Annotated in this window: 28 protein-coding genes; 20 read left to right on the forward strand and 8 right to left on the reverse strand. The window is 56.0% G+C overall.

What is annotated here, in order from left to right:
- Nucleotides 1-87 precede the first annotated feature (87 nt).
- The 4 genes from MT962_RS15930 to MT962_RS15945 all read left to right on the forward strand — a co-directional run bounded on the left by MT962_RS15930 (nucleotide 88) and on the right by MT962_RS15945 (nucleotide 2,748).
- Nucleotides 88-258 carry a YhfG family protein gene (locus tag MT962_RS15930; protein WP_071788492.1) on the forward strand — a complete coding sequence of 57 codons (171 nt, stop codon included), beginning with the start codon at nucleotides 88-90 and terminating at the stop codon, nucleotides 256-258.
- Entirely contained in the window at nucleotides 248-850 is a 603-nt protein-coding gene (locus MT962_RS15935) for a putative adenosine monophosphate-protein transferase Fic (RefSeq protein ID WP_024558174.1), read from the forward strand. Before MT962_RS15930 ends, MT962_RS15935 begins: the two co-directional genes overlap by 11 nt.
- 30 nt (nucleotides 851-880) lie before the next feature.
- On the forward strand, nucleotides 881-1,444 hold the full coding sequence (pabA, locus tag MT962_RS15940; RefSeq protein WP_024558173.1) for an aminodeoxychorismate synthase component 2: 564 nt from the start codon (nucleotides 881-883) through the stop codon (nucleotides 1,442-1,444).
- A gap of 86 nt (nucleotides 1,445-1,530) precedes the next feature.
- Nucleotides 1,531-2,748, forward strand: a complete 1,218-nt coding sequence (locus MT962_RS15945; RefSeq protein ID WP_029590541.1) for an aspartate aminotransferase family protein — start codon at nucleotides 1,531-1,533, stop codon at nucleotides 2,746-2,748.
- Here MT962_RS15945 and MT962_RS15950 read toward each other — a convergent pair whose 3' ends face one another.
- Both MT962_RS15950 and crp read right to left on the reverse strand, forming a co-directional pair.
- Nucleotides 2,749-4,824, reverse strand: a complete 2,076-nt coding sequence (locus tag MT962_RS15950) for a YccS/YhfK family putative transporter (RefSeq protein WP_048888806.1) — start codon at nucleotides 4,822-4,824, stop codon at nucleotides 2,749-2,751. It lies immediately after the preceding gene.
- A 64-nt stretch (nucleotides 4,825-4,888) separates the two neighbouring features.
- On the reverse strand, nucleotides 4,889-5,521 hold the full coding sequence (gene crp / locus MT962_RS15955) for a cAMP-activated global transcriptional regulator CRP (protein WP_000242758.1): 633 nt from the start codon (nucleotides 5,519-5,521) through the stop codon (nucleotides 4,889-4,891).
- A gap of 308 nt (nucleotides 5,522-5,829) precedes the next feature.
- Between crp and MT962_RS15960 the strand changes: the two genes are divergently transcribed.
- Entirely contained in the window at nucleotides 5,830-6,234 is a 405-nt protein-coding gene (locus MT962_RS15960) for an OsmC family protein (RefSeq protein ID WP_024558170.1), read from the forward strand.
- Between the two features lie 21 nt (nucleotides 6,235-6,255).
- Here MT962_RS15960 and MT962_RS15965 read toward each other — a convergent pair whose 3' ends face one another.
- The 4 genes from MT962_RS15965 to MT962_RS15980 form a co-directional block, all read right to left on the reverse strand.
- On the reverse strand, nucleotides 6,256-7,125 hold the full coding sequence (locus tag MT962_RS15965; RefSeq protein WP_024560250.1) for a phosphoribulokinase: 870 nt from the start codon (nucleotides 7,123-7,125) through the stop codon (nucleotides 6,256-6,258).
- Nucleotides 7,126-7,239: 114 nt separating this feature from the next.
- Entirely contained in the window at nucleotides 7,240-7,458 is a 219-nt protein-coding gene (locus tag MT962_RS15970) for a YheU family protein (protein WP_024558168.1), read from the reverse strand.
- On the reverse strand, nucleotides 7,459-8,475 hold the full coding sequence (locus MT962_RS15975; protein WP_024558167.1) for a hydrolase: 1,017 nt from the start codon (nucleotides 8,473-8,475) through the stop codon (nucleotides 7,459-7,461).
- Between the two features lie 111 nt (nucleotides 8,476-8,586).
- Nucleotides 8,587-9,306 carry an NUDIX domain-containing protein gene (locus MT962_RS15980; protein WP_024558166.1) on the reverse strand — a complete coding sequence of 240 codons (720 nt, stop codon included), beginning with the start codon at nucleotides 9,304-9,306 and terminating at the stop codon, nucleotides 8,587-8,589.
- Nucleotides 9,307-9,503: 197 nt separating this feature from the next.
- Between MT962_RS15980 and prs the strand changes: the two genes are divergently transcribed.
- Nucleotides 9,504-10,361, forward strand: a complete 858-nt coding sequence (prs, locus tag MT962_RS15985) for a ribose-phosphate diphosphokinase (protein ID WP_247366040.1) — start codon at nucleotides 9,504-9,506, stop codon at nucleotides 10,359-10,361.
- Nucleotides 10,362-10,372: 11 nt separating this feature from the next.
- Entirely contained in the window at nucleotides 10,373-11,860 is a 1,488-nt protein-coding gene (locus tag MT962_RS15990) for a nicotinate phosphoribosyltransferase (RefSeq protein WP_024558164.1), read from the forward strand.
- A gap of 19 nt (nucleotides 11,861-11,879) precedes the next feature.
- On the opposite strand, the gene MT962_RS15995 is transcribed toward MT962_RS15990, so the two are convergent.
- A complete protein-coding gene (locus MT962_RS15995; RefSeq protein WP_024558163.1) occupies nucleotides 11,880-13,784 on the reverse strand; it encodes an ABC transporter ATP-binding protein in 1,905 nt (634 codons plus the stop codon).
- A 123-nt stretch (nucleotides 13,785-13,907) separates the two neighbouring features.
- Here MT962_RS15995 and kefG point away from each other — a divergent pair, with 123 nt between their 5' ends.
- The 4 genes from kefG to slyD all read left to right on the forward strand — a co-directional run bounded on the left by kefG (nucleotide 13,908) and on the right by slyD (nucleotide 17,147).
- Nucleotides 13,908-14,462, forward strand: a complete 555-nt coding sequence (gene kefG, locus MT962_RS16000) for a glutathione-regulated potassium-efflux system ancillary protein KefG (RefSeq protein WP_034881878.1) — start codon at nucleotides 13,908-13,910, stop codon at nucleotides 14,460-14,462.
- Nucleotides 14,462-16,267, forward strand: coding sequence for a glutathione-regulated potassium-efflux system protein KefB (gene kefB / locus MT962_RS16005; RefSeq protein WP_024560253.1), 1,806 nt, complete (start codon nucleotides 14,462-14,464; stop codon nucleotides 16,265-16,267). The genes kefG and kefB overlap by 1 nt, the downstream gene beginning before the upstream one ends.
- A gap of 10 nt (nucleotides 16,268-16,277) precedes the next feature.
- Entirely contained in the window at nucleotides 16,278-16,478 is a 201-nt protein-coding gene (locus MT962_RS16010; RefSeq protein WP_024558549.1) for a YheV family putative zinc ribbon protein, read from the forward strand.
- Between the two features lie 93 nt (nucleotides 16,479-16,571).
- Nucleotides 16,572-17,147: a peptidylprolyl isomerase gene (gene slyD / locus MT962_RS16015; RefSeq protein ID WP_247366042.1), complete on the forward strand. Its 576-nt coding sequence runs from the start codon at nucleotides 16,572-16,574 to the stop codon at nucleotides 17,145-17,147.
- 42 nt (nucleotides 17,148-17,189) lie between these two features.
- Here slyD and MT962_RS16020 read toward each other — a convergent pair whose 3' ends face one another.
- Nucleotides 17,190-17,408 (reverse strand): protein SlyX, encoded by a 219-nt coding sequence (locus tag MT962_RS16020; protein WP_024558551.1) that lies wholly within the window; start codon nucleotides 17,406-17,408, stop codon nucleotides 17,190-17,192.
- A gap of 207 nt (nucleotides 17,409-17,615) precedes the next feature.
- Here MT962_RS16020 and fkpA point away from each other — a divergent pair, with 207 nt between their 5' ends.
- The 9 genes from fkpA to MT962_RS16065 all read left to right on the forward strand — a co-directional run.
- Entirely contained in the window at nucleotides 17,616-18,440 is an 825-nt protein-coding gene (gene fkpA, locus MT962_RS16025; protein WP_024558552.1) for an FKBP-type peptidyl-prolyl cis-trans isomerase, read from the forward strand.
- Between the two features lie 173 nt (nucleotides 18,441-18,613).
- A complete protein-coding gene (locus MT962_RS16030) occupies nucleotides 18,614-19,342 on the forward strand; it encodes a transcriptional regulator (RefSeq protein ID WP_024558553.1) in 729 nt (242 codons plus the stop codon).
- Nucleotides 19,342-19,728: a sulfurtransferase complex subunit TusD gene (gene tusD, locus MT962_RS16035; RefSeq protein WP_024558554.1), complete on the forward strand. Its 387-nt coding sequence runs from the start codon at nucleotides 19,342-19,344 to the stop codon at nucleotides 19,726-19,728. The genes MT962_RS16030 and tusD overlap by 1 nt, the downstream gene beginning before the upstream one ends.
- Nucleotides 19,728-20,087 (forward strand): sulfurtransferase complex subunit TusC, encoded by a 360-nt coding sequence (gene tusC / locus MT962_RS16040; RefSeq protein ID WP_188724140.1) that lies wholly within the window; start codon nucleotides 19,728-19,730, stop codon nucleotides 20,085-20,087. Before tusD ends, tusC begins: the two co-directional genes overlap by 1 nt.
- 7 nt (nucleotides 20,088-20,094) lie before the next feature.
- The gene (gene tusB, locus MT962_RS16045) at nucleotides 20,095-20,382 is read left to right on the forward strand and encodes a sulfurtransferase complex subunit TusB (RefSeq protein WP_024558556.1); all 288 of its coding nucleotides are present in this window, start codon (nucleotides 20,095-20,097) and stop codon (nucleotides 20,380-20,382) included.
- A 125-nt stretch (nucleotides 20,383-20,507) separates the two neighbouring features.
- Nucleotides 20,508-20,882: a 30S ribosomal protein S12 gene (gene rpsL, locus MT962_RS16050; RefSeq protein WP_002436309.1), complete on the forward strand. Its 375-nt coding sequence runs from the start codon at nucleotides 20,508-20,510 to the stop codon at nucleotides 20,880-20,882.
- A gap of 96 nt (nucleotides 20,883-20,978) precedes the next feature.
- The gene (gene rpsG, locus MT962_RS16055; protein ID WP_024558557.1) at nucleotides 20,979-21,449 is read left to right on the forward strand and encodes a 30S ribosomal protein S7; all 471 of its coding nucleotides are present in this window, start codon (nucleotides 20,979-20,981) and stop codon (nucleotides 21,447-21,449) included.
- Nucleotides 21,450-21,546: 97 nt separating this feature from the next.
- On the forward strand, nucleotides 21,547-23,661 hold the full coding sequence (fusA, locus tag MT962_RS16060; protein WP_024558558.1) for an elongation factor G: 2,115 nt from the start codon (nucleotides 21,547-21,549) through the stop codon (nucleotides 23,659-23,661).
- Nucleotides 23,662-23,728: 67 nt separating this feature from the next.
- Nucleotides 23,729-23,815, forward strand: an 87-nt coding sequence (locus MT962_RS16065) for a GTP-binding protein (RefSeq protein ID WP_002436303.1), incomplete at its 3' end; no start/stop codon positions are given.

Here is a 23,815-nt window from a genome sequence, read left to right on the forward strand (position 1 = left end):
CCTCACCCGCGTTTCTTCCTGCTTTCTGCGCATCTGCCAATTGCTGCTTATACTTGTGGCAAATACGGTTACGTTCAGGGAGGCGTTATGGCGAAAAAACTTACCGACAAACAGAAGGCCCGGCTGTGGGAGCGGCAAAAGAACGCCAACTTCCAGGCCAGCAACCGTCTGGAAGGGATCGATATCCCTCTTATCACCCTGTCGCGCGAAGAAGCGCTGGCGCGCATCGACGAACGGAGGGGGCACTATGAGCGATAAATTTGGCGAAGGGCGCGACCCCTATTTCTGGTCGGGCAGCGAAGTGCTGCGCAACCGGCTGAACATCCATTCTTTGCAGGACTTGCAGCACGCCGAGCGTGAGCTTACCTCGCTGCGAGCCGCCACCCTTGAACTGGGGCCTTTGCCGCGTGGGTTGCCGCACCTGTGCGCCATCCACCGCCAGCTTTTTCAGGATGTCTATGAATGGGCGGGCGAGCTGCGCGAGGTGGATATCTACCAGGGCGATACCCGCTTTTGCCACTTCGAATATATCGAAAAAGAGGGCAACGCCCTGATGCAGGAACTGGAGGACGAAAAGTATCTGGTCGGCCTGGAGCCTGACGCTTTCATTGAGCGCCTTGCCCACTACTATTGCGAGATAAACGTCCTGCACCCGTTTCGTATCGGTACCGGCCGCGCCCAGCGGGTTTTCTTCGAACAGCTGGCGCTGCATGCGGGTTACAGCCTCGACTGGCGCGACGTGGATGTAACGGCCTGGAATGCGGCCAACCAGGCGGGCGCTATGGGCGACCTCGCGCCGCTGCGCGAGATCTTCAGCAAAGTGGTGAGCGAGGCGCGCGAAAGCGAGTAGAATGACGCGGTTCTTTTTTCCGGAGCCGCCATGCTACTGCTTATCGACAACTACGACTCATTTACCTGGAACCTCTATCAGTACTTTTGCGAGCTGGGGGCGCAGGTGGTGGTGAAGCGCAACGACGAGCTAACGCTTGCCGACATCGCGACGCTGGCGCCGCAAAAGCTGGTTATCTCTCCCGGCCCCTGTACCCCCAACGAAGCGGGTATTTCGCTTGCGGCCATTTCCCACTATGCGGGCAGGCTCCCGATCCTTGGCGTTTGCCTCGGTCATCAGGCTATCGGCCAGGCCTTTGGCGCTTCGGTCGTACGGGCAGAAAAAGTCATGCATGGCAAAACGTCGCAGATTCAGCACACCGGAGAAGGCGTCTTTGCCGGGCTCAATAATCCGCTTACCGTTACGCGTTATCATTCGCTGGTTATCGACCCGCCGACGCTGCCGGATGATTTTTCCGTCACCGCCTGGACCGATCGTCAGGAGATCATGGGCATTCGGCATAAGCGATGGGATCTCGAAGGGGTGCAGTTTCACCCGGAGAGCATTCTCAGCGAGCAGGGGCATCAACTGCTGGCAAACTTCCTTAACCGCTGAATTTTTATTGCCATTAATTGATTTATTATGCATATTTTATGCTTATCTTTTCATATGCGGTTTCGCATTAACTGGATGGGCATGACATGGCGACTGAACAAACTGCAATTACCCGCGCAACTTTTGATGAAGTGATCCTGCCGGTTTATGCACCGGCGGAGTTTATTCCGGTAAAGGGCAAAGGCAGCCGGGTGTGGGATCAGCAGGGTAATGAGTATGTGGATTTTGCCGGTGGCATCGCGGTGACGGCGCTGGGTCATTGCCATCCCGCGCTGGTAGAGGCGCTGAAAACGCAGGGTGAAACCCTCTGGCATACCAGCAACGTGTTTACCAACGAACCGGCGCTGCGCCTCGGTCGTAAAATCATTGAAGCCACCTTTGCTGACCGCGTGCTGTTTATGAACTCCGGCACCGAAGCCAATGAAACGGCGTTCAAACTGGCTCGTCATTACGCGATTACCCGCCACAGCCCTTACAAAACGAAAATCATCGCGTTTCATAATGCGTTTCATGGCCGCTCGCTGTTTACCGTTTCGGTCGGCGGGCAGCCGAAATATTCCGATGGCTTCGGCCCCAAGCCAGCCGACATCATCCACGTGCCTTTTAATGACCTGAGCGCCGTTAAAGCGGTAATGGACGACCACACCTGCGCAGTGGTGGTTGAGCCTGTGCAAGGAGAAGGTGGCGTTACCGCCGCCACGCCGGCGTTTTTACAGGGGTTGCGCGAACTTTGCGACCAGCATCAGGCGCTGCTGGTGTTTGATGAAGTACAGAGCGGCATGGGCCGCACCGGCAAGCTTTTTACCTATATGCATTACGGCGTGACGCCAGACATTCTGACCAGCGCGAAGGCGCTTGGCGGCGGTTTCCCGGTAAGCGCGGTGCTGGCGACGCAGGATGTGGCCTCGGCGTTTCATGTCGGCTCGCATGGCTCCACCTATGGCGGCAACCCGCTGGCCTGCGCGGTGGCGGGCGCGGCGTTTGATATCATCAACACGCCGGAAGTGCTGGACGGCGTTAACGCGAAGCGCGAGCAGTTTGTACGTCACCTGCGCGCTATCGATGAGCAGTACGACCTTTTTAGCGACATTCGCGGGATGGGCCTGCTGATCGGCGCGGAGCTGAAACCCGCTTATAAAGGCCGCGCGCGGGATTTCCTCTACGCCGCCGCCAGTGAAGGGCTGATGGTGCTGAACGCCGGGCCGGATGTGATGCGCTTCGCGCCGTCGCTGGTAGTGGAAAGCGAGGATATCGACGAAGGGATGGCGCGCTTTGCGAAAGCCGTAGCGCGCGTAACAGGCTAATCAGCCCAGACGGCGCTTAAGCCAGATGCCGTGATGGGGCCGCTGACGCCATGCTACCGAAGAGATCGTATGCATGGTGTTCAGGTGGCCAAGAATACGGTGCACATGCTGTTCCATGACGCTCAACGCGGTATCCGGCAGCGTCTCTGGCCCCTCCAGAATATTCGCGTCGTGGGATTCCCCCGGCTCATCATATTCCAGCCGTTGCTGGCAGCGCTGCAACGCAATTTCACAGGACTCCAGATAACGCGCCGCCAGTTCCGGCGTCAGCATATGGTGCTCGCGCGCCATCGTCGTCATGGCGTTGATATGCTCAACGATAAACTGGCTGTGCGTAACCCAAAGCTTCATATCATCCAGGTAGTGGGCGTTGAAGCCAGGCTCCTGCATCGCCTGGTTCAGCGAGTTATAAAGCGCGTTATGCGCCTGGTTGACACGCATCCGCTGCCAGGCAAGCGGCGCAGGCTGCGGGTCGTCGCTCAGGATAAGGCGCAGCGCCTCCTGGTCCGCCTCCAGCGCGTCGTGGGCGTTCTGGCGCAGCAGCCCGCTTTGCCACTGCGGCCACAGCCAGACCATACCGCCGAAAGCGATAAAGCAACCAATCAACGTGTCGATAAGCCGGGTGACGATAAACTGTTCGCCGTTCAGCGACAGCAGCTGTAAGGAGTAAACCGCCGTCACCGTGAAGCCAATCATCGCCCAGCCATAGTTTTTGCGAAGGATAAGGTAGCTAATGAGCGTGATAGCCAGCATCACCAGCAGCATGTAGCCCTGCGGCACATGCAGGTGCAGCGTGACGCCCGCGATGATTAACCCCGCCAGCGTGCCGGCCGCTCGCTGGAGAATGCGCACCCGCGTCGCCCCGTAGCCATTCTGCGTCACAAACATTACGGTCATGAGGATCCAGTACGGTTTGGGCAGATGGAACGCGTTGCCAACGAGGCTTGCGATGCTCAGCATGACTCCCAGCCGTGCGGCGTTGCGCAAAGCGGCGGATTTGAGCGAAAGGTAGCTTTTCAGCGCCGGGAAGAGCGGCAGCCGTTTCTGCCGGTCGGCCATCAGGTCGCGGGCATAGAGCGGGCGCTGGGTGCGCAGGATGCGGGCGATGCGGCTGAAGTGGTATTCGCAGAAATGCCCTACAAGGTTGTCCGGGTGCTGGCGGGCGATTTTCTCCAGCGCGGCGATTTGCTTATCCATGGCGAAACGCTGCGGATAGCGATGGTAGAGAATGTCGTCGGCCATCACGCGCAGGCGCGCGCTGATGGTCTGTGCGTTCCAGCGGATCACCGCCTCGGCATGGCTGCGCTCCACCAGCTTTTGCACCTCCTCCGGCTGATGCAGGCTGACCGAAATATGCTCTTGCAAATCCAGCGCCATCTGGAAGGTGCGCAGCAGACGCTTATAGCCGCTCTGTTTCCCGGCCGCCAGCATGTGCAACTGCTGATAGCACTGGCTGATAAGGTCCACCACTTTTTGCTGATGCGTAAGCAGCGGGGGCAGGGCGGTCTCCGGGTCGGTATGCTGCGTCAGCAGGTTATATTTCGCTTCGCAATAGTCCGCCAGCTGGCGATACAGCAAGCTTAGCGACTCGCGAAGCGGCTGCTCGCGCCACAGCCAGAACCAGAACCAGTTAAACAGCCCGTACCAGAGCGTGCCGAAAATATAGAGCAGGATAGGCTCCCAGACCGGCATGTTCCCCGCAAGGCTTAGCGTAAAAATAGCGGCGATAAGCGAAGCGGGCAGCAGTCGGGCATGCAGCGAGCTTATCTCCGCCGTCACGCCAAGCAGCAGCGCCATGCCTAAAAAGATAAGCGGCAGCGGCAGATTGTCCGCCAGTAACAGTTGCACGGTAAAACTGCTGACGGCAAAGAGCGAAGCGCCGACCGCCAGACGTTTGAAAAAGCGCTTGTGGGGCGTATCGAGCCCGGCGATGTTGCAGCAGGCAGGCACCAGCGAAAAAAGCAGGCCCTGTTGCAGATGGCCCAGCAGTAACCCAACCGCCACCGGCAGACACAGGATCAGCGTCTGGCGCAGGGCGTAGTTCACTTCCGGGTGATAAATGAGACGGCGAAACATAGAGGTAAGTGTAGAAACAAAAACGGCGTGTTACCGAAGCGACACGCCGTTTTTTTAAGGCGGCTTAGCGGGTGCCGTAAACCACGATGGTCTTACCGTGCGCGGAGATCAGGTTTTGATCTTCAAGCATTTTCAGGATGCGACCAACGGTTTCGCGAGAGCAGCCCACGATCTGGCCGATTTCCTGACGGGTGATTTTAATCTGCATGCCGTCGGGATGGGTCATGGCGTCCGGCTGTTTCGCCAGGTTGAGCAACGTCTGGGCGATGCGGCCCGTTACGTCGAGGAACGCCAGGTTGCCGACTTTTTCAGAGGTGACTTGCAGACGACGCGCCATCTGCGAAGAGAGGCGCATCAGGATGTCCGGGTTCACCTGGATAAGCTGGCGGAATTTTTTATAGGAAATCTCGGCGACTTCGCAAGCGGTCTTGGCGCGAACCCAGGCGCTGCGCTCCTGGCCCTCTTCAAACAGGCCCAGTTCGCCGATAAAGTCTCCCTGATTCAGATACGAGAGGATCATCTCCTTGCCCTCTTCGTCTTTGATCAGCACTGCCACTGAGCCTTTAACGATGTAATACAACGTTTCCGCTTTTTCACCCTGGTGAATCAGCGTGCTCTTCGATGGGTACTTATGAATGTGGCAATGTGACAAGAACCATTCGAGAGTCGGGTCTGTTTGCGGTTTGCCAAGCACCATGCGCTGTTATCCTCTGTTTAAACTGGCTCCAAAGACGGGGCGCGGGTCCCCCATCTGGCTTTGCAATCATTATCTTCCCGCATCCCGGGAAGTTGGCTGTCCATGTCGTCGCAGCCGGTAAATTGTCTTGTCCTCTGCATACATGCATAACATCAATGTATCGCCGCAGCATCCAGACTGTTTTAGCATAGCTTTTCATGGGTGTCTTCTATTGTCTCGTTTCAGCTTGACGCAGGTCGCCCTTCCGTTGCCTCTTTCGCAACTGGCGCGTAATCTGTCAAAAATTTTTATACATCGGAGTGATGATTATGCAGGCACGAGTAAAGTGGGTTGAGGGATTGACGTTCCTGGGCGAATCCGCTTCAGGACACCAAATCCTGATGGACGGCAATTCCGGCGATAAAGCGCCAAGCCCGATGGAAATGGTGCTGATGGCAGCGGGCGGTTGCAGCGCTATCGACGTGGTGTCTATTTTGCAAAAAGGGCGTCATGACGTTCAGGATTGCGAAGTGAAACTGACCTCAGAACGCCGCGAAGAAGCGCCGCGGTTGTTCACTCACATTAACCTGCACTTTATCGTAACGGGTAAGGCGCTGAAGGAGGCGGCCGTGGCGCGCGCGGTGGATCTCTCCGCTGAGAAATATTGCTCTGTGGCGCTGATGCTCGGCAAAGCGGTCAACATCACCCACTCTTATGAGGTGGTCGAGGTCTGACTCGGGGCGGCGTCAGCCGCCTTATTCAATTTTTTTCCCTTCCATCAATCGCTGCACCAGCGGCAGCATGATTAATTCCATCGCCAGTCCCATCTTGCCGCCGGGAACGACAAGCGTATTGATGTGAGAAATGAAGGAACCCTGAAGCATGGCGAGCAGCCAGGGGTAATCGATGTCTTCAAGGTTGCGAAAGTGGATAACCACGAAGCTTTCATCGAGCGAAGGAATGCCTTTCGCCGCGAAGGGGTTCGACGTATCCACTGTCGGCACGCGCTGGAAGTTAATATGGGTGCGGGAAAACTGCGGCGTGATGTAGTTAATGTAATCTTCCATTGATCGCACCACGGAATCCATCACCGCCTCGCGCGAATGCCCTCGCTCGCTGGTATCGCGAATCAGCTTCTGGATCCACTCGAGGTTGACGATAGGCACTACGCCCACCAGCAAATCCACATGCTGCGCCACGTTGTGATGCGGCGTGACCACGCCGCCGTGCAACCCTTCATAAAACAGCACGTCGGTAGGCTCCGGCAGCGGCTGCCAGGGCGTAAAGGTGCCCGGCACCTGGTTCCACGGCACCGCTTCATCATAGGTATGCAGGTATTTGCGCGATTTCCCCTGGCCGCTGCGTCCATACTCGATAAAGGTTTGTTCAAGCAGGCCAAAGTCGTTGGCGTCGGGGCCAAAATAGCTGATATGCCGGCCTAAATCGCGCGCCTTGCGGATAGCCATATCCATTTCCGGGCGCGTATAGCGGTGAAAGCTGTCGCCTTCCACTTCCGCAGCATGAAGGTTTAGCTGAGCGAAGATCTTACGAAACGCAAGGCTGGTGGTGGTCGTGCCTGCGCCGCTGGAACCTGTAACGGCGATAACCGGGTGTCTTGATGACATAGCGAGAACTCCATGGATACGCGAAAAAGGTACGCCACTGACGCCAGCGTTCCGGCGCTGGCGGAATAGTTTGCTTCGCTCTGGCGTCAGCCTGACAACAAGTCAGGCTGACCATCAGCCACGGAACTGCCCGCGCGGCATGATATTGACCGTTTCGTGCAGTTCAGACCACACCAGAACGGCTTCGCCGTTCTGTAATTGCCGCTTAACGTCGGCCACTTTTTGTTCGAGCGAACGTTCATGTTCACCATAATCGGTGCCTTCGCGCAAGACAAACGCTTCAATCAGGTTGTCCAGCGTCTCGGGCGGTAGGTCTTGCCAGGGAATGATCATTTATCGGTCCAGATAAGTCGATAACCAGTCGGGAATACGCTTTTCCAGCCACATCTGCGGACGTCGCAGCGTGCCGCCAACGAAGCCTACATGTCCGCCATGATCGGTCAGTTGATACTCGATATTAGCAGGCAGCGTTTCACGTTGCGGGATCACGTGATGATCCATAAACGGGTCATCTTTGGCATGGATGATAAGCGTAGGTCGCGTTATCTGGTTCAGTAAAGGCAGAGCGCTACACTGGCGGTAGTAGTCGATGGCGTCGCGAAACCCGTGGATTTTCGAGGTAATGGCGTCATCGAAATCGCGGATGCGGCGCAGGCGCTTAAGCTGCGCCAGGTCTATCGGCAGCGTGCCGGGCCACGCCTTAAGCTTGCGGCTCGCGTTCGCCTTCAGCAGGTTCAGCAGATAGCGCTGATAAACGCGGGAGAAGCCTTTATCCATATGGTAGCTGCACGCTTCCAGCATCAACGGCGCGGAAACCACCACGCCCGCCGCCAGCGGAAAGTCTGCGTTCAGCTTCGCCATCAGGCAGGCCAGCATATTACCGCCCAGCGAAAAGCCCACCGCCGCAGTCGGCGCCTCGCCGAAGCGCCGGTTCAGCCAGTTCAGAAACCAGGTGCCGTCTTCGGTTTCGCCAGAGTGATAAATGCGCGGCATTTTGTTCGGCACGCCGCTGCAGCCGCGAAAATGCATCACGACGCCAAGCCAGCCGCGCTGCTTCGCCGCATGGATAAGCCCATGCGCGTAGGGGCTGTGCAAGCTGCCTTCCAGCCCATGAAAAACGACCAGCCGGGGCTTGTGGCGAGCGGCTTGCGGTTCTTCGCTAAAGGCGAGATCGACAAAATCGCCGTCCGGCAAGTCGAGGCGTTGCCAGTGCGGCGTAAACTGTAGCCGACGGCGTAGCAGCCGCGGCAGCATGGTTTGCAGATGCGCGTTGCTCAGGCCCGGCATCGGCTGAAAATGTTGCGAGCCGGTGGGTGGAGCGGTCAGTTCTGCAGGGGTTATTTCGGCCATAGCACCAGATTAATGTAATGAGTTCGCGAATGACTATAACGATTGTTATTCATATTGTTGATGATTTGGTGCGGCGGGGTACGATAACGAACCGGGCGTTCGGAAAAAAGACTATTCCGCCAGCAGATTACGCGAGAAAAGGTGAATGTTGGCATCTGGCTTACGTCGCCAGAGCCGCGCTTTGCGTGCGCCGGTCGCCACGCTTTCGCCGGTTTCTTCAAACATGCCGGAGGCTTCAAACCGGCGAATCAGGCTCTTACGCTGGATTGGCTGGCCAAGAATGATTTCCGTCGCCTCATGCAGCTGCGTCAGGGTAAAACGCTCCGGCAGACAGTAGACCGGCAACAGCGAATACATGGTTTTCTGGCGCAGGCGATGAAGGGCTGCCTGGATAATCTCGCTGTGATCGAAGGCGAGTTCCGTGTTCGGCAGCGCCGATACCGGCACCCACTTCGCGTCGCTCACCGAGGCGATATGGGGCTGGCAATCGACCCAGGCGATAAGCGCAAACCAGGCGGCGGTCAGGCTCCAGCCGCGCGGGTCGCGCGTCGGGCCGGAAAACGTCTCCAGCTGCTCCAGCCAGGAAGGGCTGACCCCGGTTTTTTCGGTAAGCTTACGCAGCGCCGTGGCGTGGGTTGAATCATCCTTTTCGATATCAATAAACCCGCCGGGCAGCGCCCAGCGCCCCTGCTGCGGCTGTCTGGCGCGCTGTACCAACAAAACGCTTAGCGCCTGATCCGCAATCGTGAACAGCACGCTGTCCACCGTCACCAGCGGCGAAGGAAAACGCGAGGGATCGTATTGCTGCAGGTATTCCGCTTCTGTCGTCATGGTCAGTTCAGGCTAATTGTCGGAGGGACAAGTTTAACAGTCTCGCTCTGTCGGGCAAAGTAAACCTTTATTTTATTAATAATCAGTATGTTAACTTCGCGGTGAGGAAAGCGCGAAAATTAGTGCTTGCCATTTAATGTCCCATGGACAATATTAAATGTGTCGCACGGACAATAACTAAATTTGAGGAGCGAACCATGATGCAGCCGCAACTGAAACTGGATGGTAAAGAGATAGAGGTTGAAACCGGGCGTTTTCCTGACGGCGCCGTCTGGGCGAAAGTGGCGGGCGAGCTGCCTGCCACGGCTTCGCTGATGCAGATTCGCGCCGCCGCCATGAAAAACATGGATGACTTCATGCTGCTGGCGCAACTGACTGAAGCGGTACGGCACGGCTGCGATGTCCGCTTCAGCCATCTTGAGCTGCCGTGGCTGCCTTATGCCCGCCAGGATCGCCATATGCAGCAAGGCGACAGCTTTGCACTGAAGGTTTTCGCCAGCCTGCTTAATCAACTGGCGTTCGACAAAGTTATTGTGCTGGACCCCCATAGCGAAGCGGCAGCCGCGGCTATCACTAATCTGGTAGCTATTCCTCAGGAGCGCTGCCTGCTACAAAGCGAAACGCTGAGCGCCGCGTTGAGCGCCGGAGAACTGATGCTGGTGGCGCCTGACGCGGGGGCGCTTAAAAAAATCCACGCCGTGGCGCAGGCTGTCGGTGCAGACGGGTTCGCTACGCTTACGAAACAGCGCAACGTAGCGACCGGCGAGCTAACCGGTTTCCGCCTGGTGGAAGGCGATGTAAAAGGCAAGGCGGTGCTGATTGTTGACGACCTGTGCGACGCCGGAGGCACCTTCATCGGTTCCGCTCAGGTGTTGCGCGATGCCGGCGCTCTTAGCGTCAGCCTGTATGTCACCCACGGCGTTTTCTCTAAAGGCGTGGAAAACCTGTTAAGCCAGGGAATCGATCGGATCTATACCACCACCTCGCTCGCAAGCGCTGAGCTTGCCGCGAATAATGTTGACGTGATTGATATCAATAAAATTTATAACGCTTAAGGAGAAAGAAAATGATGAACCCGATTCTGGCTATCGATGGTTACAAAGTTTCACACCGCGAGCAGTACCCGGCAGGAACGACAAAGGTTTATTCAAACTTTACGCCGCGCAGCGATCGTCATTTTCATTCTCCGGTAGCGGACGGCAAGCTGGTCTTTTTCGGCCTGCAGGGCTTTTTGCAGTGGTTCCTGGTTGATCTTTTCAACGAGCGCTTCTTTGCCCGTGACGAGCAAGAGGTGGTGGCGGAATACCAGGCGGTTATGGACAGCTACATGGGCAAAGGGGCGGTCAGCGCTGAGCATATCCGCGCCCTGCACCAGTTGGGTTATCTGCCGCTGCACATCAAAGCACTGGATGAAGGCAGCAAAGTGGCGATGAAGGTGCCGGTCCTTACCATTACCAATACCCGCGATGAGTTTTTCTGGCTGGTGAACTACCTGGAGACGGTGCTTTCTGCCGAGCTGTGGAAAGCGTCGACCAACGCTACCATCGCGCACCACTATCGCCTTATCTGCGAGCGCTGGGCGAAGGAAACCTGCAGTGATGCGAGCCATCTCGATTTCCAGTGTCATGACTTCTCGTTTCGCGGCATGTCCGGGCTTCAGGACACCGCCCAGGCAGGCTGCGGCCACCTGCTGAGCTTTAAAGGCACCGACAACATCCCTTCCGTGCTTTACGCCCGCGATTACTACACCCAGGGCGAGGAGTACTTTATCGCGGCGTCGGTACCGGCGACCGAGCACAGCGTGATGTGCATGGGCGAGCAGGCCGGGGAAATCGAGACCTTCCGCCGACTGATTTGCGACCTTTACCCGAACGGTATTGTCTCGATTGTTTCCGATACCTGGGATTACTGGCGCGTTTTGACCGAATACACCCGTGAGCTGAAGGGGTCAATCATGGCGCGGGAAGGCCGCGTGGTGTTTCGCCCGGACAGCGGCGACCCGGTAGATATTCTGTGCGGCACGGCGGCAGATGACGATACGCGTGCAGAACGCACGCCCGAAGAGAAAGGGTCGGTGGAAGTGCTGTGGGAGATTTTCGGCGGCGCCGTGAACGAGAAAGGATTTAAGGTGCTCGACCCGCACGTCGGGCTGATTTACGGCGACTCCATTACCCTTGAGCGCGCCGATGAGATTTTGCGCCGTCTGGCGGCAAAAGGTTTCGCCAGTTCTAACGTGGTGTTTGGCGTGGGCTCTTTTACCTACCAGTACAACACCCGCGACACGTTCGGTTTTGCAATGAAAGCCACTTACGGCGAGGTCAACGGCGTCGGGCGTATGATTTTCAAAGAGCCGAAAACCGACAATGGCCTGAAACGCTCCGCGCGCGGTCTGCTGCGGGTTGAGCGCAACGAGGCGGGGGATTATCAGCTCTTTGACGAGCAAACCTGGGCGCAGGAGCAGCAGGGTGAGCTAAAAACCCGTTTCCTGGACGGTAAGCTTTATCACACCGAACATCTGGAAACGCTGCGCCAGCGCCTGGCGGCAGAGCAATAACGCCGCAGTGCCTGGCTGATTAATCGCCCTGAGTCATCGCTTCGAGGCGCTCATGGGCATCCAGCCAGGCCATTTCACACTCTTCCAGCGTCGCTTTCGCTTTGGCCTGCGTTTGCAGGCACTCCGTCAGTTCCGCCTTACGGCTCTGATCGTAAAGGGCGCTGTCGCTCAGCTTCTCTTCCACCTGCGCCAGCTCGGCGTTGAGCTTCTCCATCTGTTTTTCCAGCTGGGTTATCTCTTTACGCAGCGGCTGCGTGAGAGTGCGCAGTTCCGCCTCGCGGCGTTTTTGATCTTTACGCGCCTGAGCGCTGTTGGCGTTCTCTTTCGACGACTCCGCAGGCTGACTTTCCTGTTTTTGCAGGTCGCTCAGCCACTGTTGGTAATCCTCCAGATCGCCGTCGAACGGCTCCACTTTGCCGTCGTGAACCAGATAGAGATCGTCGGTGGTGGAGCGCAGCAGGTGGCGGTCGTGCGATACCACGACCAGCGCGCCTTCAAATTCAATCAGCGCTTCGGTCAGCGCCTGACGCATATCGAGGTCGAGGTGGTTAGTCGGTTCGTCGAGCAGCAGCAGGTTAGGGCGCTGCCAGACGATCAGCGCCAGCACCAGGCGCGCTTTTTCACCGCCGGAGAAGCGCTCGGTCACTTCCGTGACTTTATCGCCCTGGAAGCCAAACCCGCCCAGATAATCGCGCAGCTGTTGCTCCAGCTCGCGCGGCGCGAGGCGCGCCAGATGCTGCAACGGCGACTCGTCCGCACGCAGGAACTCCAGCTGATGCTGGGCGAAGTAGCCAAGCTTGATGCCCTTCGCTAACCCGATTTCGCCGCTTACCGGCGCCAGTTCGCCCGCCAGCAGCTTGATCAGCGTGGATTTACCCGCGCCGTTGCGGCCAAGCAGGCCGATGCGCGAGCCGGGCACCAGGTTAAGCTTGATGGAGTCGAGAATAATTCGCTCGCCGTAGCCTGCGCTGACTTTCTCCATTTTCAGCAGCGGGTTGGGCAGGCTTTCCGGCGCGCGGAAGCTGAAGTGGAACGGGTTATCGACATGCGCCGGGGCAATCAGCTCCATTCGCTCCAGCATCTTCACGCGGCTTTGCGCCTGTTTGGCTTTGGAGGCTTTGGCTTTAAAGCGGTCGATGAAGCTCTGCAGGTGCGCGACGCGCTGCTGCTGGCTTTCATACATCGACTGTTGCTGGGCAAGGCGCGTAGCGCGCTGGCGCTCAAACGAGCTGTAGTTGCCGGTGTACTCGAACAGCGTCTGCTGCTCAATATGAATAATTTTGTCCACCACCGGGTCAAGGAAGTCGCGGTCGTGGGAAATCAGGATCAGCGTGCCCTGATAGCTCTTCAGCCATTTCTCCAGCCAGATCACCGCGTCGAGATCGAGGTGGTTGGTCGGTTCGTCGAGCAGCAGCAAATCGGAGCGGCAGATAAGCGCCTGCGCAAGGTTGAGGCGCATGCGCCAGCCGCCGGAGAAGTCGCTTACCGGGCGCTCCAGCTGCTCATTGCTGAAGCCCAGTCCGTGCAGCAGGCTCGCGGCGCGGGAACGGATGCTCCAGGCGTCGATGGCGTCGAGCTTGCCATGCACCGTGGCGATGGCGTGACCGTCGTTGCGTTCGTTAGCCTGATTCAGCTCGCTCTCCAGCTGGCGATATTCACGATCGCCGTCAATCACATATTCCATAGCGGGCTGCGGCAGGGCGGGCGTCTCCTGGTTTACCCAGGCGAGTTGCCAGGTGCCCGGATAGCTGAAGCTGCCGCCATCGGCGCTCATCTCGTTTTTTAACAGCGACAGCAGCGTGGATTTGCCGCAGCCGTTTTTACCCACCAGCCCCACTTTCTGACCGGGATTAATGGTGGCGGTGGCATTGTCCAGCAGCACGCGCGTGCCGCGGCGGATTTGTAACGAGGAGAAAACAATCATAAGGCGCCGTATGTTCAGACTATGTTAAGTTGTCATTATAATCAGGTAACGTAGCGCTAAGCGCGCCGCGTGGGGCCGCCATGGTAGCCCAAAATAATGACAATGACGACGCCCTGGAGGGGAATGATGTCACAGACAGCGAGAGTTTTGCTGCTGTATGCCCATCCGGAATCTCAGGACTCGGTAGCCAACCGGGTTTTGCTTAAGCCGGCTTTACAGCTTCCAAATGTCACGGTGCATGACCTCTATGCACACTATCCCGATTTTTTTATCGATATCGCCCATGAACAGGCGTTGCTGCGCGAGCACGACGTGATTGTTTTTCAATTTCCGCTTTATACCTATAGCTGCCCGGCGCTGTTGAAAGAGTGGTTTGACCGCGTGCTGAGCCGCGGCTTCGCCAGCGGGACTGGAGGCAACCAATTGGCGGGAAAGTACTGGCGTAACGTCGTCACCACCGGCGAGCCGGAGGGAGCGTACCGCTACGACGGCGCTAACCGCTATTCCCTTAGCGATATTCTGCGGCCTTTTGAACTGACCGCCGCCATGTGCCGCATGCAGTGGCTAACCCCCATCATTGTTTACTGGGCGCGCCGCCAGACGCCGGAAGCGCTGGCAAGCCATGCCAAAGCCTACGGCGACTGGCTGGCTTCGCCGCTGGCAGCAGGAGGCCGCTGATGGAAGGGTCTGATTTGTTGCTGGCGGGCGTGCTGTTCCTTTTTGCCGCCGTCGTGGCGGTGCCGGTTGCGGCGCGCCTCGGCATCGGCGCCGTGCTGGGCTATTTGCTGGCGGGGATCGCCATCGGCCCGTGGGGTCTCGGTTTTATCAGCGACGTGCAGGAAATTTTGCACTTCTCCGAGCTGGGCGTGGTCTTTCTGATGTTCCTCATCGGCCTTGAGCTTAATCCTTCGAAACTCTGGCAGCTCAGGCGCTCAATATTTGGCGTGGGGGCGGCGCAGGTTGTTTTCAGCGCGCTGATCCTGGCCGGGCTGTTAATGCTGACGGAGTTTTCATGGCAGGCGGCGCTGGTAGGCGGCATTGGTCTGGCGATGTCCTCTACCGCTATGGCGCTGCAGCTTATGCGCGATAAAGGGATGAATCGCAGCGAGTCGGGGCAGCTTGGCTTCTCTGTTCTGCTGTTTCAGGATCTGGCCGTGATCCCGGCGCTGGCGCTGGTGCCGCTGCTTGCAGGCAACAGCGACGAGCATCTCGACTGGATGAAGGTCGGTATGAAGGTGCTGGCTTTCGCCGGCATGCTGCTGGGCGGGCGCTACCTGTTGCGTCCGCTGTTTCGTTTTATCGCCGCATCCGGCGTGCGGGAAGTGTTTACCGCCGCCGCGCTGCTGCTGGTGCTGGGTTCGGCGCTGTTTATGGATGCGCTGGGCTTTTCTATGGCGCTTGGGACTTTTATCGCTGGCGTGCTGTTGGCGGAAAGCGAATACCGCCATGAGCTGGAAAGCGCTATCGAGCCGTTTAAGGGGCTGCTGCTGGGACTCTTTTTCATCTCGGTGGGTATGGCGTTGAACCTTGGCGTGCTCTATACCCATATTCTGTGGGTGGTGATGAGCGTCGCGGTGCTGGTGGCGGTAAAAATGCTGGTGCTTTACGTGCTTTCGCGCATTTATGGCCTGCGTAACTCCGAAAGGCTGCAGTTTTCCGGCGTGTTGAGCCAGGGCGGCGAATTCGCGTTCGTCCTCTTTTCCACCGCTTCTTCGCAACGGCTGTTTCATGACGACCAGATGGCGCTGCTGCTGGTCACCGTCACCCTGTCGATGATGACGACGCCGCTGGTGATGAAAGGCATAGATAAGCTTCTGGCGCGCCAGTTTAATTCGCCCGATGAAACGGATGAAAAGCCCTATGTCGAGGACGATCAACCGCAGGTGATTATTGTCGGCTTTGGTCGTTTCGGACAGGTTATTGGGCGCTTGCTGATGGCGAATAAAATGCGCATCACGGTGCTGGAGCGGGATATCAGCGCGGTGAATCTGATGCGTCGGTATGGTTATAAAGTTTATTACGGCGACGCCACCCAGGTTGATTTGCTGCGGGCGGCTGGCGCGGAGGCAGCCAAATCCATTGTGATTACCTGCAACGACCCGGAGGACACGATGAAAATAGTCCATCTGTGCCAGCAGAACTTTCCACAGCTAGAAATCCTGGCGCGCGCAAGAGGGCGTGTGGAGGCGCATGAGCTGCTGCAGGCGGGCGTGAAGCAATTTTCTCGTGAGACGTTTTCCAGCGCGCTGGAGCTTGGGCGCAAGACGTTAATGTCGCTTGGCATGCATCCTCACCAGGCGCAGCGCGCGCAACTGCATTTTCGCCGCCTTGATATGCGCATGCTGCGAGAGCTTATGCCTGTGCATACTGATAACGCGCAGATTTCCCGCGCGCGGGAAGCGCGACGCGAGCTGGAGGAGATCTTCCAGCGGGAGATGCAGCAGGAGCGGCGTCAGCTTGATGGCTGGGACGAATTTGAATAGAAGGTGAGTTATGGCGGTTCGTAAACGTTTTATTGCCGGGGCGCGCTGCCCTGCCTGCCAGGCCCAGGATTCGCTGGCGATGTGGCGGGAAAATAATGTCGATGTGGTGGAGTGTGTGAAATGCGGACACCAGATGCGTGAAGCGGATAAAGAAGCTCGCGAGCATGTACGCAAAGAAGAGCAAGTGATTGGGATTTTTCATCCCGACTAGCGATATGCCCCAGCTTTCTTTAAGCTTAAGGGTACACGGGCGCTGATTTGGGCTACAATCGCGCCTGACATTTTTTTCCGCTCAGGAGATATCATGAAAGTAGCAAAAGACCTGGTGGTCAGCCTGGCCTATCAGGTACGTACAGAAGACGGTGTGTTGGTTGATGAGTCTCCGGTGAGTGCGCCGCTGGACTACCTGCATGGTCACGGCTCCCTGATTTCAGGGCTGGAAAAAGCGTTGGAAGGTCACGATGTTGGCGATCGCTTCGACGTTAGCGTCGGCGCGAACGACGCTTACGGCCAGTATGACGAAAACCTGGTGCAGCGCGTACCGAAAGACGTCTTCATGGGCGTTGACGAACTGCAGGTCGGCATGCGCTTCCTGGCGGAAACCGATCAGGGTCCGGTACCGGTAGAGATTACCGAAGTGGAAGACGACCACGTTGTGGTTGACGGCAACCACATGCTGGCGGGCCAGAACCTGAACTTCAACGTAGAAGTGGTTGCGATTCGCGAAGCGACCGAAGAAGAGCTGGCTCACGGCCACGTTCACGGTGCGCATGGCCATCATCACGACCATGACCACGACCACGACGGCTGCTGCGGCGGTCACGGCCACGATCATGGCAACAAAGGTGGTTGCGGCGGCGGTGGCTGCGGCTGCCACTAAGCACAAAGAAAAGGGCGTTGAATACGCCCTTTTTTATTACCTTTAATAATGCGGCGGCGGCGTCTCTTCCGCCTGGGACGCAATCATCGATGTCTGGCTCGCTTTGACTTTTTCTATCAGAAGCCGTTGCTGCTCACGCAGTTTCACCATTTCGAGTTCGTGAGCCGTCACGGTCTGGTTCAGCTCTTCGATAGTGATCTCCTGAAATGCCAGCCGGCTTTCCAGCTCCGCCAGACGCGCTTCTAAAGACTTATGCTGCATGATGTTCCTCCGTCAGAGCGGCGATTTTACGAAAAATTTGCCGCGCTTGCTGAACTTTGCCGTCAGGAAACGTATTTAAACAAAAATAATCTGAAATAAATCGATTACCGGTGGGGAGGGTGTGTAGATTTCCTCCGCAACGTTTTATATTAGTTTCCTTATTTTATATAACTCTGGGGTGAGAGGCCCCGGTCCTGGAGAAAATGGATGAAATCACTGTTTAAAGTCACGCTGCTGGCGACCACCATGGCCGTTGCGCTGAATGCACCGCTGGCCTCCGCGGCCGCACCGGCGAAAGATGCGCCTGCCGCGGCAAGCGCGAATGCGGCATTCAAAAATGACGATCAGAAATCAGCTTATGCGCTGGGCGCATCGCTGGGTCGTTACATGGAAAACTCGCTGAAAGAGCAAGAGAAGCTGGGCATCAAGCTGGATAAAGCGCAGCTGATCGCAGGCGTGCAGGATGCGTTTGCTGACAAGAGCAAACTTTCCGACCAGGAAATCGAACAGACCCTTCAGGCTTTCGAAACCCGCGTGAAGACTGCCGCGCAGGAAAAAATGGAGAAGGACGCGAAGGAAAACGCCGATAAAGGCAAAGCCTTCCGCGACACCTTCGCCAAAGAGAAAGATGTGAAAACCTCTTCTACCGGTCTGATGTACAAAGTTGAGAAAGCGGGCAGCGGCGACGCGCCGAAAGACAGCGATACCGTAGTGGTTAACTACAAAGGTACGCTGATCGACGGTAAAGAGTTCGATAACTCTTACACCCGCGGCGAGCCGCTCTCTTTCCGTCTGGATGGCGTTATTCCGGGCTGGACTGAAGGCCTGAAGTACATCAAGAAAGGCGGCAAAATCAAGCTGGTCATTCCGCCTGAACTGGCTTACGGTAAAACCGGCGTTCCGGGTATCCCGGCTAACTCGACGCTGGTGTTCGACGTAGAGCTGCTGGATATCAAACCGGCGCCGAAAGCGGATGCGAAGCCGGAGGCCGCAGCGGGAGATAACGCTGCTGCTGGTGCGAAAGCCAAATAAGTCGCTTCGAGCCGCCGCCCAATCGGGCGGCGGTTTTTTATTTTGAGCACGATATAATAAAAACTGGAAAGCACATCTTACGCTGTATTACTTTAGCGGTCTGTGTAACAACTGAGTGATGAGTCTGCCCTGACTGAAAACGACAGGCTCTCTGTAGAGGGTGGTATTTTTTCATGTCCAATTCGCTTTTAACCAATGAAACCAGCGAACTTGATTTGCTGGATCAACGTCCTTTTGATCAAACCGACTTCGATATTCTTAAATCCTATGAAGCGGTGGTGGACGGGTTAGCGATGCTCATCGGCTCCCATTGTGAAATCGTCCTGCATTCGCTTCAGGATCTTAAATGCTCGGCGATCCGCATCGCCAACGGCGAACACACTGGCCGTAAAATCGGCTCGCCGATTACCGATCTCGCGTTGCGCATGCTCCATGATATGACTGGCGCAGACAGCAGCGTCTCCAAATGCTATTTCACTCGCGCTAAAAGCGGCGTGTTGATGAAGTCGGTGACCATCGCTATTCGCAATCGTGACCATCGCGTCATTGGCCTGCTGTGCATCAATATGAACCTGGACGTCCCTTTCTCGCAGATCATGAGCACCTTCGTTCCGCCTGAAACTCAGGATCAGGAAGTGCCTTCTTCCGTTAACTTCGCCTCGTCGGTAGAAGATCTGGTGACGCAGACGCTTGAGTTCACCATTGAAGAGGTGAATGCGGACCGTAACGTTTCCAATAACGCCAAGAACCGCCAGATTGTGCTCAACCTGTATGAGAAAGGCATCTTCGATATTAAGGATGCGATAAACCAGGTCGCAGATCGGCTGAATATCTCCAAGCACACGGTCTACCTTTATATCCGCCAGTTCAAGAATGGGGATTTTCAGGGGCAGGATCGCTGATGCGTTTTGCCCTGATGGTAACGGGGCCGGCCTATGGAACACAGCAGGCCAGTACCGCTTACCAGTTCGCCGAAGCCCTACTTGCGGAAGGCCATACGCTTGTGAGCGTCTTTTTTTACAGGGAAGGGGTGTACAACGCCAACCAGTTGACCTTGCCGGCAAGCGACGAGTTTGACTTGGTTCGCGCCTGGCAGCAGCTTCATATCCGGCATGGCGCGGAATTGCATATCTGCGTAGCGGCTGCGCTGCGACGTGGCGTAACGGATGAAAGCGAAGCGAAGCAGGCGGGTCTGCCGGCTGCTAATCTCCAGCCCGGCTTTACCTTAAGCGGGCTTGGCGCGCTGGCGGAAGCGACGCTGACCTGCGACAGAGTGGTGCAGTTTTGATGAAACGCGTGGCTTTTCTGTTTACCTCTGCTCCTCACGGCTCTTCCGCTGGCAGAGAGGGGCTGGATGCGCTATTAGCGACTTCCGCGCTGACGGAAGATATCGGCGTCTTTTTTCTGAGCGACGGTGTGATGCAAATCTTGCTTGGTCAGAATCCGAAAAAAATTCTTGCACGTGACTACATCTCAACGTTTAAAGTGCTGCCCCTGTATGACATCGAACAGTGCTGGGTGTGTGCGCAGTCGCTGCGCGAACGCGGCATTTCCGCCGGGCAGGATTTTGTTATCGAGGCAGAGGCGCTGGAGCCAGAGGCGCTTCGCGCCCACCTCGATGAGTTTGATGTGTTGTTAACTTTCTGAGGCTGGCATGCTACATACGCTTTCTCATTCTCCCTGGCAGTGCGACATTGAGGCGCTGCTGCGTACGCTTAGCGCTGGCGATGACCTGTTGCTGATTCAGGACGGCGTGCTGGCCGGTATTGAAGGCGGTCGCTTCCTTGAATTATTGCTTAGCGCCCCCATCTCTGTGTACGCGTTGAACGATGACATCGAAGCGCGTGGCTTGTCCGCTCAATTTTCGAACAGTATCGACAGGGTTGGCTATACTCATTTCGTCAGCCTCACGGTAAAACATCGCAATCAAATCGCCTGGTAACGCCGGGATCGCTGTATATTTCTTGACACCTTTTCGGCTCAGCCCTAAAATTCCGCGTCCTCATATTATATGGGGACGATTTATTACGTGTTTACGAAGCAAAAGCTAAAACCAGGAGCTATTTAATGGCAACAGTTAACCAGCTGGTACGCAAACCACGCTCTCGCAAAGTTGCAAAAAGCAACGTGCCGGCGCTGGAAGCATGCCCGCAAAAACGTGGCGTATGTACTCGCGTATATACCACCACCCCGAAAAAACCGAACTCCGCGCTGCGTAAAGTATGCCGTGTTCGTCTGACTAACGGTTTTGAAGTGACTTCCTACATCGGTGGTGAAGGTCACAACCTGCAGGAGCACTCCGTGATCCTGATCCGTGGCGGTCGTGTTAAAGACCTCCCGGGTGTTCGTTACCACACCGTTCGTGGTGCGCTTGACTGCTCCGGCGTTAAAGACCGTAAGCAGGCTCGCTCCAAGTACGGCGTGAAGCGTCCTAAGGCTTAATGGTTCTCCGTTAAGTAAGGCCAAACGTTTTATTTTTAATGTCAAACTAAACTCGTAGAGTTTTGGACAATCCTGAATTAACAACGGAGTATTTCCATGCCACGTCGTCGCGTCATTGGTCAGCGTAAAATTCTGCCGGATCCGAAGTTCGGATCAGAACTGCTGGCTAAATTTGTGAACATCCTGATGGTAGATGGTAAAAAATCTACTGCCGAAGCAATCGTATACAGCGCGCTGGAGACCCTGGCTCAGCGTTCTGGTAAATCTGAACTGGAAGCTTTCGAAGTAGCTCTCGAAAACGTGCGCCCGACTGTTGAAGTTAAGTCTCGCCGCGTTGGTGGTTCTACTTATCAGGTACCAGTTGAAGTCCGTCCGGTTCGCCGCAATGCTCTGGCAATGCGTTGGATCGTTGAAGCTGCTCGTAAACGCGGTGATAAATCCATGGCTCTGCGCCTGGCGAACGAACTTTCTGATGCTGCAGACAACAAAGGTACTGCAGTTAAGAAACGTGAAGACGTTCACCGTATGGCAGAAGCCAACAAGGCGTTCGCACACTACCGTTGGTAATCCCTTCGGCATGTTAGTCACCAGACGGGCGCTTGAGATAAGTCGCCCGTTCTGGGTAACTTAATCTGAGCGCCTAAAGAAACAAACGAGGAATCAAATGGCTCGTACAACACCCATCGCACGCTATCGTAACATCGGTATCAGTGCGCATATCGACGCCGGTAAGACCACTACTACCGAACGTATTCTGTTCTACACCGGTGTAAACCACAAAATCGGTGAAGTTCATGACGGCGCCGCAACCATGGACTGGATGGAGCAGGAGCAGGAGCGTGGTATCACCATTACCTCCGCTGCGACTACCGCATTCTGGTCTGGTATGGCTAAGCAGTATGAACCGCATCGTATCAACATCATCGACACCCCGGGGCACGTTGACTTCACCATCGAAGTAGAACGTTCTATGCGTGTTCTTGACGGTGCGGTAATGGTTTACTGCGCAGTTGGTGGTGTTCAGCCGCAGTCTGAAACCGTATGGCGTCAGGCTAACAAATACAAAGTTCCGCGTATCGCGTTCGTTAACAAAATGGACCGTATGGGCGCGAACTTCCTGAAAGTCGTTAACCAGATCAAAACCCGTCTGGGCGCGAACCCGGTTCCGCTGCAGCTGGCGATTGGTGCTGAAGAAGGCTTCACCGGTGTTGTTGACCTGGTGAAAATGAAAGCCATCAACTGGAACGACGCAGACCAGGGCGTAACCTTCGAATACGAAGATATCCCGGCTGAGATGCAGGACCTGGCTGACGAATGGCACCAGAACCTGATCGAATCCGCAGCTGAAGCTTCTGAAGAGCTGATGGAGAAATACTTGGGTGGTGAAGAACTGACTGAAGAAGAGATTAAATCAGCTCTGCGTCAGCGTGTTCTGAACAACGAAATCATCCTGGTAACCTGCGGTTCTGCGTTCAAGAACAAAGGTGTTCAGGCGATGCTGGATGCGGTAGTTGACTACCTGCCATCCCCGGTAGACGTTCCTGCGATCAACGGTATCCTGGACGACGGTAAAGATACTCCGGCTGAGCGTCACGCAAGCGACGACGAGCCGTTCTCTGCACTGGCGTTTAAAATTGCTACCGACCCGTTCGTTGGTAACCTGACGTTCTTCCGTGTGTATTCTGGCGTGGTTAACTCCGGTGACACCATCCTGAACTCCGTAAAAGCTGCTCGTGAGCGTTTCGGTCGTATCGTACAGATGCATGCGAACAAACGTGAAGAGATTAAAGAAGTTCGTGCAGGCGACATCGCTGCTGCTATCGGTCTGAAAGACGTGACTACTGGTGACACCCTGTGTGACCCGAATGCGCCGATCATTCTGGAGCGTATGGAGTTCCCTGAGCCGGTAATCTCTATCGCGGTTGAACCGAAAACCAAAGCTGACCAGGAAAAAATGGGTCTGGCTCTGGGCCGTCTGGCTAAAGAAGACCCGTCTTTCCGCGTATGGACTGATGAAGAATCTAACCAGACCATCATCGCTGGTATGGGTGAACTGCACCTGGACATCATCGTTGACCGTATGAAGCGCGAGTTCAACGTTGAAGCGAACGTAGGTAAACCTCAGGTTGCTTACCGCGAAGCGATTCGCAGCAAAGTTACCGATATCGAAGGTAAACACGCTAAGCAGTCTGGTGGTCGCGGTCAGTATGGTCATGTTGTTATCGACATGTACCCGCTGGAGCCGGGCTCAAATCCGAAAGGTTACGAGTTCATCAACGATATCAAGGGCGGCGTAATTCCTGGCGAATACATCCCGGCCGTTGATAAAGGTATCCAGGAGCAGCTGAAGTCTGGCCCGCTGGCTGGTTATCCGGTAGTTGACATGGGCGTGCGTCTGCACTTCGGTTCTTACCATGACGTTGACTCCTCTGAACTGGCGTTTAAACTGGCTGCTTCTATCGCCTTTAAAGAAGGCTTTAAGAAAGCAAACCCAGTTCTGCTTGAGCCGATCATGAAGGTTGAAGTAGAAACTCCGGAAGAGAACACCGGTGACGTTATCGGTGACTTGAGCCGTCGTCGCGGTATGCTGCGTGGTCAGGAGTCCGAAGTAACTGGCGTTAAGATCCACGCTGAAGTTCCGCTGTCTGAAATGTTCGGATATGCAACTCAGCTGCGTTCTCTGACCAAAGGTCGTGCATCATACACTATGGAATTCCTGAAGTATGATGATGCGCCGAACAACGTTGCTCAGGCCGTAATCGAAGCCCGTGGTAAATAAGCCGCAGGGTTAAAAACAAAGTCCCGTGCCCCCTCGATGAGGGGGCGCTATAGTAAGGAATATAGCCGTGTCTAAAGAAAAATTTGAACGTACAAAACCGCACGTCAACGTCGGTACTATCGGCCACGTTGACCATGGTAAAACTACCCTGACT

This window comes from Franconibacter sp. IITDAS19, from assembly GCF_023079515.1.
Classification (GTDB): domain Bacteria; phylum Pseudomonadota; class Gammaproteobacteria; order Enterobacterales; family Enterobacteriaceae; genus Franconibacter; species Franconibacter pulveris.